Annotated in this window: 2 protein-coding genes; one reads left to right on the top strand and one right to left on the bottom strand. The window is 61.9% G+C overall.

Annotation, left to right across the window (positions count from 1 at the left end; genetic code table 11):
* Positions 1 to 54: 54 nt before the first annotated feature.
* Positions 55 to 3,516, top strand: coding sequence for a pyruvate carboxylase (gene pyc, locus NHF53_RS20060; protein WP_252835760.1), 3,462 nt, complete (start codon positions 55 to 57; stop codon positions 3,514 to 3,516).
* Positions 3,517 to 3,611: 95 nt separating this feature from the next.
* Here pyc and NHF53_RS20055 read toward each other — a convergent pair whose 3' ends face one another.
* Positions 3,612 to 12,113, bottom strand: a complete 8,502-nt coding sequence (locus tag NHF53_RS20055; protein ID WP_252835759.1) for a GH36-type glycosyl hydrolase domain-containing protein — start codon at positions 12,111 to 12,113, stop codon at positions 3,612 to 3,614.
* Positions 12,114 to 12,370: the final 257 nt, after the last annotated feature.

Genomic DNA, 12,370 nt, shown 5'->3' with positions numbered 1-12,370 from the left:
TAAGGAGATTTCGCGGTGCAGCATGCCCGTGGCCGATCGACTGAGGAGACCGATTTGACCATTTCCAAGATTCTTGTTGCCAACCGATCCGAGATCGCCATCCGCGTTTTCCGTGCGGCGAACGAACTGGGACTGAAAACAGTCGCGATCTGGGCCGAGGAAGACAAGCTTTCCCTGCACCGTTTCAAGGCGGACGAGAGTTACCAGGTCGGGCGCGGTCCGCATCTTGCCCGTGATCTCGGTCCCATCGAGAGTTACCTCTCCATCGACGAAATCATCCGGGTCGCCAAGCTTTCTGGGGCCGACGCGATCCATCCGGGCTATGGCCTGCTTTCGGAAAGCCCGGAATTCGTCGACGCCTGTAACGCTGCCGGCATTACGTTCATCGGGCCAAAGGCCGAGACTATGCGCCAGCTCGGCAACAAGGTTGCCGCGCGCAATCTTGCAATCAGCGTCGGCGTGCCGGTGGTGCCGGCAACCGAGCCGCTGCCCGACGACATGACAGAGGTCGCGCGCATGGCCGAGGAGATCGGCTATCCGGTGATGTTGAAGGCGTCCTGGGGCGGCGGCGGACGCGGGATGCGGGCAATCCGTGATCCCAAGGACCTGGCGCGGGAAGTCATCGAAGCGAAGCGCGAGGCGAAGGCAGCCTTCGGCAAGGACGAGGTTTACCTCGAGAAGCTGGTCGAACATGCGCGCCACGTCGAAAGCCAGATTCTCGGCGATACGCACGGCAATGCCGTACACCTTTACGAGCGTGATTGCTCCATCCAGCGCCGCAACCAGAAGGTCGTCGAGCGCGCTCCGGCACCTTATCTGACCGCAGCGCAACGCCAGGAGCTCGCCGAATATTCGCTGAAGATCGCCCGTGCGACCAACTACATCGGTGCCGGCACCGTCGAGTACCTGATGGACGCCGATACCGGCAAATTCTACTTCATCGAGGTCAATCCGCGCATCCAGGTCGAGCACACGGTGACGGAGGCGGTGACCGGCATCGACATCGTCAAGGCGCAGATCCATATCCTCGAAGGGCATGCGATCGGCACGCCCGAATCCGGCGTTCCGAAGCAGGAAGATATCCGCCTCAACGGCCATGCGCTGCAGTGCCGTATCACCACCGAAGATCCGGAGCAGAATTTCATCCCGGATTACGGCCGTATCACCGCCTATCGCGGCGCAACCGGCTTCGGTATCCGTCTGGATGGCGGCACCGCTTATTCCGGGGCTGTCATCACACGCTACTACGACCCGCTTCTGGAAAAGGTGACCGCCTGGGCGCCGACGCCGGAAGAGGCTATCCGGCGGATGGACCGGGCGCTACGCGAATTCCGCATTCGCGGCGTGGCGACGAACCTCACCTTTCTCGAAGCGATCATCGGCCATCCGAAATTCCGCGACAACAGCTATACGACGCGCTTCATCGACTCGACGCCTGAGCTTTTCGCACAGGTGAAGCGCCAGGACCGCGCAACCAAGCTGCTTACCTATCTCGCTGACGTTACGGTAAATGGTCATCCGGAAGTGAAAGGACGTCCGCGTCCCCCCGAGGATGCCGCGGATCCGGTCGTTCCGTTCATTGAAGGGGAGGTTCCGGCCGGCACGAAGCAGTTGCTCGACAGACTGGGCCCGGCGAAATTTGCCGCATGGATGCGCGACCAGAAGCGTGTCCTCGTGACGGACACGACGATGCGCGACGGCCACCAGTCGCTGCTGGCGACCCGCATCCGTACTTTCGACATCGCTCGTGTGGCCGGTACGTACGCTCGTGCGTTGCCGAACCTTCTTTCGCTGGAATGCTGGGGCGGCGCGACCTTCGACGTCTCGATGCGTTTTCTTACCGAAGACCCGTGGGAGCGTCTGGCGCTCATCCGTGAAGGTGCCCCGAACCTGCTGCTGCAGATGCTGCTGCGTGGCGCCAACGGCGTCGGCTACAAGAATTACTCCGACAACGTCGTCAAGTACTTCGTCCGCCAGGCCGCTGCCGGTGGCATCGATCTTTTCCGCGTCTTTGACTGTCTGAACTGGGTGGACAACATGCGGGTGGCGATGGATGCCGTCGCCGAGGAGAACAAGCTCTGCGAGGCCGCGATCTGCTACACCGGCGATATCCTGAACGAGGCGCGCGCGAAGTACGACCTGAAGTACTATACTGCGCTTGCAGCAGAGCTCGAAAAGGCAGGCGCTCACATTATCGCCGTCAAGGATATGGCGGGCCTCCTGAAGCCGGCTGCCGCAAGGATCCTCTTCAAGGCTTTGCGCGAGGCGACGAGTCTGCCCATCCATTTCCATACCCACGACACATCGGGGATTTCGGCCGCAACGGTTCTTGCGGCCGTGGACGCGGGGGTCGACGCCGTGGACGCGGCGATGGATGCGCTTTCCGGCAACACCTCGCAGCCTTGCCTCGGTTCGATCGTCGAGGCCCTGCGCGGATCGGAGCGAGATCCCGAACTCGATCCCTACTGGATCCGCCGCATATCGTTCTACTGGGAGGCCGTCCGCAATCAGTACGCCGCCTTCGAGAGCGATCTCAAGGGGCCAGCCTCGGAAGTCTATCTACACGAAATGCCGGGCGGGCAGTTCACCAACCTCAAGGAGCAGGCCCGCTCGCTCGGTCTCGAGACACGGTGGCATGAGGTTGCTCAGGCCTATGCCGACGCCAACCAGATGTTCGGCGATATCGTCAAGGTGACACCATCCTCCAAGGTGGTCGGCGACATGGCGCTGATGATGGTCAGCCAGGACCTCACGGTTGAAGACGTCGTCAATCCGGAGAAGGATGTTTCTTTCCCCGAGTCGGTCGTATCGATGCTGAGGGGGGATCTCGGGCAGCCGCCGCTCGGCTGGCCTGAAGGTCTACAGAAGAAGGTTCTCAAAGGAGACAAACCCTACACTGTGCGGCCGGGTTCGCTGCTCGCGGAAACGGACATCGAAGCCGAACGTGCCGCAATCGAGGAAAAGCTCGAACGCAAGGTCTCCGACTTCGAACTCGCATCCTACCTGATGTATCCGAAGGTCTTTACGGACTACGCGCTCGCCGCCGAGACGTATGGTCCGGTTTCCGTCATCCCGACACCGAACTACTTCTATGGCCTGCCAGCCGGCGAGGAACTCTTTGTCGATCTGGAGAAGGGAAAGACACTGGTCATCGTCAACCAGGCGATGGGGGCGGTGAACGACAAGGGGATGGTCACCGTCTTCTTCGAGTTGAACGGGCAGCCGCGCCGCATCAAGGTGCCGGACCGTGCTCACGGAGCCGCAGCCGGCGCTGTTCGCCGCAAGGCGGAGGCGGGTAATCCGGCACATATCGGAGCGCCGATGCCGGGGGTTGTCTCAACGGTTGCCGTTTCGTCTGGCCAAACGGTCAAGGCAGGCGACGTTCTGCTCTCGATCGAAGCCATGAAGATGGAGACTGCAATCCATGCCGATCGCGATGGTGTCATCGCGGAAGTGCTGGTGAAGACCGGCGACCAGATCGACGCCAAGGACTTGCTGGTCGTCTTCGAAGGTTGAGGACGCCTTAGACCGAAAGTAAAGAGCCCCGGAAAGCAATTGCTCTCCGGGGCTCTTTCGTCCGCGCGTCTCGACGGCGGTGCGGCGCCGAACGGCTATTTGGACTTTGCGAGTGCGAAGCCGCGTTCGAGGTCCGTGAGCTTCTTGCCGTTGACGGTCACTTCGTAGTTTCCTCCGTCAGATCGCTTCACTGCGACGCCGTATACACGGTCGGAGATAGTGAGCGTCGCCTCGAAACCCTTCCACTCGGGCGGCAGGCAAGGACGGACGAAGAGTGTGTCGCCCCTTTTTGTAACGCCGAGGATGCTCTCGACTGCGAAGCGATAGAGCCAGCCTGCCGAGCCCGTGTACCAGGTCCAGCCGCCTCGTCCGAGATAGGCGTTGTCGCCGTAGATGTCTGCCGCGACGACGTACGGTTCGACGCGGTAGCGTTCCGCCGCGTCCATGTCGAGCGCGTGCTTCAACGGATTGAGCATGTTGAAGCAATGCCAGGCATCGGCATCGCGGCCGAGTTCCGCCAGCGCCATGCCGAGCCAGATGGCGGCATGGGTGTATTGGCCACCGTTCTCACGGACGCCGGGCGGATAGGCCTTGATATAGCCCGGGTCCGCTGCGCTCTTCTCGAAGGGAGGGGTAAAGAGCCTGACGATGCCTGCCTCCTCATCGACCAGCTTGGAAACCGCAGCTTCGATCGCGGCGGTCGCACGCTCCGGTGGAGCCTGGCGCGAAAGAACACTCCAAGACTGGGCGATCGAGTCTATGCGGCATTCTTCCGATTGGGTCGACCCCAGAGGGGTGCCGTCGTCGAAATAGCCACGACGGTAGTATTCGCCATCCCAACCGGCGCTCTCAAGAGCGGAGCCGAGTTCTGTGAGATGCGCCGTCCACCGGGCGATGCGGGCGCTGTCGCCGCGCTCCTCTGCATAGGCAAGGAATGATTTCAGTGTTCCTGCAAGGAACCACCCGAGCCAGACGCTTTCGCCCTGTCCCTTGTGTCCGACGCGGTTCATGCCGTCGTTCCAGTCGCCGCCGAGAATCAGCGGCAAGCCGTGAACACCTGTGCGTGCGACCGCGAGGTCGAGAGCACGGGCGGCATGTTCATAAAGGCTAAAGCGGTCTTCAGTCGATTGCGGCAAGAAGAACGAATCAGCTTCGCCTTCCGGCAACGCGGGTCCTTCGAGGAACGAAATCGGCTCATCCAAAATCGCCTTTTCACCGGTTGCGGTGACGTAGTTGTCGATGGCATGTGCCAGCCAGACGACATCGTCGGAGATGCGGGTACGAACCCCGGCACCGGTCTGAGGCAGCCACCAATGCTGCACGTCGCCTTCGACGAACTGTCGGGAGGCCGCGTACAGAATCTGCCGGCGTGCCAGTCTCGGATCGACGGTGAGGAACGCCAGCGTATCCTGCAACTGGTCGCGGAAACCGTAGGCACCACTCGCCTGGTAGAAACCGGCTCGGGCCAGCAGACGGCAGCTCAGGGCCTGGTAGGGCAGCCAGGCGTTGACCAGATAGTCAAACGACTTGTCGCCCGTATTCACCTGCAGTCTGCCGGTAAAGTCATGCCAGAATGCCTGCTGCGTATCCAGGATGCGTACGACGCTCTCTTTGCGGACCTCCGCGATCAGCTTGCTTGCCTCGGCCGCGGTGGCACAGTCGCCGAGGAAGAAGCAGAGTTCCTTTGTTGCTCCGGCGGGCACTTCGATATCGAGGGCGAGTGCGGCACACGGATCGCCTTCGGTTTCGATCGAGTTCAGCAGTTTTGATTGCCGTGCAACGGCTTGCGGCAGTTCGATCGAGCCGTTCCGGCCGATGAATTCGCGGCGGCTGGCCGTGTAGCTTCCGGCCGGGTCGCTTGCCGCCAGAAACGCCGTACGGCCGGGATAGTTGATGTCGTAACGGTTTGTCGCGAAGAGCGCGCCCGTGTCCTCATCGAACGAGGCCAATATGAACGGCGCCGTCTTCTGAGCGTTGTTGCCCAGAACCCATTCGGCATAGCCATAGACCCTGAATGTGCGGGCAACCTTACCGGTATTGCGGATCACCATCCGCGACAGCTTTATTGGCCGGCTGCGATCGACGGTCTGCGTCAGTTCAAGCTCCAGTCCGTCATGCCGGCTCTTGAAGACGCTGTAGCCGAGGCCGTGCCGGGTTTCGTAACGGCTCGTCTCGTCGAGGTTGAGCGTACTGGTCGGCGAGAACATCCTGCCGCTCGTCAGGTCGCAGACGTAGAAAGCCTCGCCCGGCCTGTTGGTAACTGGATCGTTGCTCCACGGTGTCAACTGGTAGTCGCGGGAGTTCTGGCTCCAGGTGAAACCGGCGCCCTCGGCCGACACATGGAAGCCGAACTGTTCGTTGGCGATCACGTTGATCCACGGGTGAGGCGTTGTTCCATTGGAGCCGAGACGCACCACGTACTCGGCGCCGTCCTTGTCGAAGCCGCCGAAACCGTTCCAGAACTGTAGACCGCTCTGCTCATTCGGCAGAAGTCCATGATCCTTGCGCGGCTGCGTCGGCGGCAACCCGACCCAGTCGGGCTCAGCGCCTTCGGGCAGTCGCGGCGTCGCGAACAGCGAAACCGCACGATTCACCTGGTCGACGATCTTGCCGTTTCGGGCATGGAGGACGACCCGGGCCGCCGCCAGCAGGGCCTGGGTGGTCCCTTCCTCCATCAGGTCGTTGCGCACCGTGAACACGTGCTGCCGACCGCCATCCGCCTGGCGGTAGCGCAAGTTTTCGGCAAGCCGTTCCAATGCGTGTTGCATGTCCTGCGCATAGGAGGTTGCCCGTTCGTTGATGACCGCCAGATCGGCGACGACGCCACGGCGACGCAGGAATTCGAGCGCGCTGAGCGCTTCGCGTGCGATCTCCATGTCCATGTCGTCGTTGATCCGCAGCGCGAAGATCGGGAAGTCTCCCGAAATCGCCAAAGGCCACAGCGCGGGCTGCGACGCGAGCCCAGTTCTGACGGTTTCCGGGTCTGCGCGCAGGTGATTGTCCGGGTAGACCAGATAACGACCGAGATGCTGGAACGCGGCGGCTTGTTGCGAGGTGATGCCTATGTGGCGCAACTCGATCTGGGCACGCGTCCAGGCGTGCACCAACTCGTGGCTGAAAGCGTCGGGGTGACGGTAGCGCTCGATCGCCCGGTCCACCTCTGGTCGGCTCGGTGCCGCGATGGTCCAGAAGATCACGCTGACCTTCTTGCCGGACGGCACGCGCACGACCCGGCGCAAGCTGAGAACCGGATCGAGGGTGTAGCCTTCCGTTCCCGAGAGCGTCGCCCCCGGATCGAAGGCTGCGGCGTTGGCAAGGTTGCGGCCGCGGCCGAGGAACTTGCGCCGGTCCGTCTCGAATTCTGTCGGGCGGCCGGGGCCAGCATTGTCGACCACGAGGTGAGCGACGCAGATGTCCGGATCGGAGGGGCTGCGCTTGTTGCGCTCTGCACGGATGACGTCACGGCGTCGGCCGAACTCGGTCTTGATGAACATCCGCGAGAATGCCGTGTGGGCATTGTCCGCGTCTTCATAGGCTAGGACGGGTTCGAGGTAGGACGTCACCTCGATGAACCTGTCCTCGGGTCCGGTGTTGAGGAGCGTGACACGACGACCTTCGGCGTCGTGTTCGGTCGCCACGATGCATTCGACGGAACTCGAGATGTCTCCGACGGTCTTGAAGAATTCCGCCTTGTCGTCCCCGAAGATCGTCTTGGTCTTCTCGTCTTCGGCGCGCCGGGGCGTCGCCGTGGTCGACCACCACTCGCCGCTTCCCATGTCGCGCAAGAAGATGAAGGTGCCCCAGCGATCCTCGGTCGGATCTGCCTTCCAGCGCGAAACGGCCTGACCGTTCCAGCGCGAGAAACCGGAGCCGGTCGCCGTGAGCATGACCGAGTAGTGTCCGTTCGATAGGAAGGCCAGTTCGCGATCCTTCGTCGCGGGATCCACGATCGTGCGAATCTCCGGCCGCAGGAGATCGGCCTGACCCTTTCCGGGTGTCTGGGGTTCGTATTTCGCACTCATGACAGGGATTTCGCGAGGGGCCTTCTCCTGCAGCAGGAGTTCCGCCGCTTCGATCACCGGATCGGAATGGAAGAGCTCGCGCAGGTGCCCGTTGAAGGCCACGTTGGCAATGGCCGCGATCGACATGCCGTGATGGTGGGCATAGTAGTTGTAGATGACCGCGCAGGTCTTTCCTTCGGGCACGCGGGTTGGCGTGAAGTCCACCGCATCGTGGAAGCCGTAGGCGCCGAGCGCTCCGAGCTTGCGCAACCGCTCGAGGTTCTCCAGAGCAGCTTTCGGGAAGTACTGGCTGGCCAGGATCGACGCGTAGGGCGCAATGACCGCGTTCTGGCCGAGGCCGCGCTTCAGCCCGAGGGTCGGGACCCCGAAATTGGTATATTGATAAGTCAATTCGTGGTCGCGGGCATTGAAGGCGGCTTCCGAAATACCCCAAGGAATGTTGAGACGCTTCCCGTGGTTCATCTGCTCCCGGACGACGAGATTGTTCGTCTGGTTGAGGATACCACCTTGCCGCTCCTGCATCACGAGCGGCGGCATCAGGTACTCGAACATCGAGCCCGACCAGGAAATCAGGGCGGCACGGGCGCCGATCGGCACGACCTGGCGGCCGAGACGGTACCAGTGCTCAGTCGGGAGGTCTCCCTTGGCTATGGCAAAAAGACTTGTCAGGCGGGCTTCCGAGGCCAGCAGATCATAGCAGGCTTCGTCCAGCTCACGGCTGTCGACCCGATAACCGATTGATAGAAGGCGACGTTCGGGACGGAACAGGAAGCCGAAGTCCATCGAGAAGGCGATGTCACGGGCGCGGTCGCGCAAGGTCGCAAGCCGCTGACGGAGTGGTTCGATATTGGAAAGATCGAACGTGCTGTCGGAGATGTGCGCCTCGCAGGCCCTGACCAGTGCTTCCGTCCAGCGGGTAACCTCGCTGCTCTGTTCGGAACGCACCTCGTGGTGGAGGTTCGAGGCGAGCTTCTGGATGTCGCGCGCGAGTACCGCCAGATTGATGACCCGGATGGATGCGAATTCGTGCTCGCGCTTGACGGCGGCAAGTGCGTTGTTGAAGCCGTTGATACGCTCTTCGAGCCGGCGGCGCAGCGGGCGCACGGTCTTGCGATCATCCGGCAGTTCGGCAAGCGCTTCCAGAAGGATGCCGCCGACATCGCCGATGCCATCGAGATTGCCCTGCAGGTGGGCCGACGGTGCCTCGGCCCATTCCCGGCAGGCGGACGAAACGGCGATGAGATGGCCGGCCAGATTGCCGCTGTCGACGGCCGAAATATACCGCGGACCGAGTGTCTTCAGCGTGTCTGTGTAGTACCAGTTGTAGAGGTGGCCGCGGAATTTCTCCATTTTCTCGACGGTCGCGATCGTCTGCTCCAGCCGCTCGATCGTCTGTTCGAAACTGATCCAGCCGAAATTGCGAGCCGAGACGACCGAGAGCAGATAGACGCCGATATTCGTCGGCGAGGTGCGGCGGGCGAGAACCGGCTCCGGCGTTTCCTGGAAGTTGTCAGGTGGCAGATAGTTGTCGTCGGCCGTTACGAACGCTTCGTAGTAGCGCCAGGTCCGGCGAGCGATCTTGCGTAGCTCGACCGTCACCTCTTCAGGCACGAACAGGCGATCCTCGGTCTCGGCCGATTGACTGACATACCAGGCGACAACGGGCGACAGGAGCCAGAAGGTGGCAAACGGCAGGCCGATGAGGAAGCCGTAATTGCCGGACAACGAGGCAAGGCCGATCGCCGCGAGCGCGAGCGCCGGCGCGTGACGCATCGAACGGTAGTAGGTCAGTATATTGCCCTGAGCGACCGACTGGATGCTGCCGGCGGTGCGCCATTCGAGCAGGAGCTTGCGGCTGACGAAGAGGCGATAGAGAGAGCGGACGATCGCATCGCCCATCATCCATGCCGCATCGGTGATGAAGACGATGCGGAGGGCAACTTGCGCATTGGCGGACCGAACCTCCGACCAGAGCGACTGGAAGTGCGCCTTCGGCACGATATCGGTCTGGCGCGGAACAAGGCCCGAAAGCAGCGAGAGTGTCGGCGCGACGAAGATGCAGAAGATCAGCAGGAGCTGCCAGATCGCCGCCCCGACCGGGGTCATGGCGTACCAGCCGATCGCCGATGCCAGGAACCAGGCCATCGGGGTCAGAGAGCGGCGAAGGTTGTCGACCATCTTCCAGCGCCCGAGAGCGGTGATGCCGCGTGACGGATCGAAGATATAGGGGAGGAGTTGCCAGTCGCCGCGCGCCCAACGGTGCTGGCGGGAAATCTCGACTTCGTATCGGGTCGGGAAGTCCTCGACGAATTCGACGTCCGTAACCAGAGCACACCGTGCCATAGACCCTTCGAGCAGGTCGTGGCTGAGAACCGTATTCTCATCGATTCGGCCCTTCAAGGCCCGCTCGAAGGCGTCGACATGGTAGAGACCCTTGCCGGTGAAAGTGCCCTCGCCTGTGATGTCCTGATAGACGTCAGATACTGTGAAGACGTAAGGGTCGACACCACGATTGATCGAGAAAACGCGCTGGAAGACCGAAGCGTCTTCACCGGTGGTCAGCGACGGCGTCACGCGGGGTTGTAGTACGCCGTAGCCGCTGACGACCCGGCCCGTTTCCGGATCGTGGACCGGCCGATTGATCGGATGGTGCATCTTGCCGACGAGCTTGGTCACTGCGTCGCGCATGAGACGGGTATCCGCATCGAGCGTCATGACATACTGGACGCCTTCCGGCACGATGTTGGCACCGGGCAGGTAGGTCGTGTCGCGGTCGCCGCGCAGCAGGAGATTGAGCTCGTGCAGCTTGCCACGCTTTCGTTCCCAGCCCATCCAGACGCCCTCGGCCGGGTTGAAGAGCCGGCGCCGGTGAAGGAGATAGAAACGCGTCTTGCCGTCGTGAGCGTAGCGGGCGCTGAGGGTCGCCACTTCGCGCTTTGCATATTCGAGGATTTCGAGATCTGCGGGCGTCTCTTCGACCGGGCTGTCGCGCCAGTCGCTAAGCAGGGCGAAGGATATCTCGCCACGCGGGTTCGTGAGGTAGTGCACCTCGAGATTGCGAATGAGCTCATCGACATCGTCACGCTTCGCGATGAGGCACGGCACCACGACCAGCGTGCGCGCATCCTCCGGGATGCCTTCCTTGAATTCGTAGCCGGTAAGGCGGGCCGGCTTGACGACAAAGGTGACCAGCGTATTGAAAAGGCCGGTCGCGCCTTCGGAGGCCGGCAATGACAGCATCAGAAGCAAAACGAAGATCAGCGGTGACGAAAGCCCGGCGTCGGCGAGGAACCAGCCAACCGCCGCCAGCACCGCGATGGTGATCGCGATCACGGGAATAGCGATCGCCATCCAGTTCATGCGGCGCACGAGATTGGCGATGCGCAGGTGCAGCGGCGGACGATAGCCGATCGCCTGTTCGAGGCGCTTGCGCTGCGATCCCACCAGTAAGCCGCCGACATTGGATTGTGCATCGACGCGTGCGGGATCGCGAGCGGCTTCGGCCGCCATGTCGATTGCGAGTTGCGCGATCTCGATCTCGGTCTTTTCGGAACGGCGGGCGAGGCGCTCGATGGTGTTGCGATAGGCGTTGCGCGAGCCGAAATCAAGTTCGTGGTAGTCGGTATGCTGGCCGAGGATCTTGTCGACCTGCGAAACCTGCTCGACCCAGACGGACCACTCCTTGTCGTCGATCTCGCGAAGGCTCTTGACGATGTTGCCGGTTGTCACGTTGCCGGACGATAGGCGGTTATGCTCTGCCGTCATCGCCTCGTCGGCGGTGCGGCCGGAGCGTTCCAGATGCTCCTCCAGCCAGTTGACGGCAAAGCTCGTGTCCTGCGAGCCGTTCCGCATGCGGTAGAGGAATTGGGTCGCGAAGGTATTGTCCTCTGCCAGCGGTTCGATGCGGCTGAAGAGCTCCTTGCAGGCGGCGGGGTCGTTGAGGCGGATTACTTCGTCGGCAATCTCGTTTGCCTTTCGCCGCATCCGGCGCGAGCGGTCGACGCGGGTCGAAATCCGTCGGAGGTTTTCGATCAGGACGAACCGGACGATGGACGGCAGAGCCCACAGTTCGCCGATCTCAAGCGTCTGCGACGACTGAAAGCCCTCGACCAGCGCGGTCATGCTTTCCTGGGACACGGTGCTGTGCGTGTGGGCGACATAAAGCCAGGCGAGCGCCATGGTGCGGGGGATTTCGTGTTCCCCGATCCTCATTGTCGGTAGCTGTCGATAGAACCGACGCGGGAAGTCCCGGCGGACCTCCTGGATAGCCTCTTCGATGATATAGTGGTTGTCGAGCAACCATTCGGCCGCAGGCGTGATCGTCGCGCCGTTTTCGACGTCGGCGGCGGTTGCCCGGTAGACCCGCAGGATCTCCCGTTCGTTCTCCTTGTGGCGCGCGAAGAAGTCGAAGGCGAAGAGCGCCGGCAACTCGTTGGCACCGTCGCGAGCGAGTGCTGCTGCGCTTTCGCAAAGTTCTTCGTTCGAGAAGTAGGCAGCGCGGATCGAATCGTTGTGATCGATCTGTTTTGTCTCGAATTCGCGCGACGAGGTGAGCGACGTCATGGGTAGGGACATATTCTCGAGTTCTGTCAGAAAGATGATTGCCGGACTGTCCCGACCTGCCTCTATCCCCGGCGTGTCAACACGACGGCCTTGCTCATGTTCCGATGCCGAACTTCAAGCCGCTGGCGAATGACGCTGGTGAAAGAAAACTGGACCTAGACGGAGATAGACTGCCCTCTACGGGAAAATGGGCTTTTTTATGCCTTATTTCAAAGCAGTAGCCAAGAGCTATTGCGTTGACGTGCGGGCGACGCGATTCATTGATCGCT

Source organism: Ciceribacter sp. RN22 (assembly GCF_024054295.1).
Classification (GTDB): domain Bacteria; phylum Pseudomonadota; class Alphaproteobacteria; order Rhizobiales; family Rhizobiaceae; genus Allorhizobium; species Allorhizobium lividum.
The sequence above is the reverse complement of the archived record's forward strand: the minus strand, read 5'-3'. Positions and strand labels throughout refer to the sequence as shown.

Bases quoted from the DNA above. Each gene is read 5' to 3' on its own strand.
- NHF53_RS20055 (WP_252835759.1), bottom strand. From the start codon at position 12,113: ATGTCCCTACCCATGACGTCGCTCACCTCGTCGCGCGAATTCGAGACA.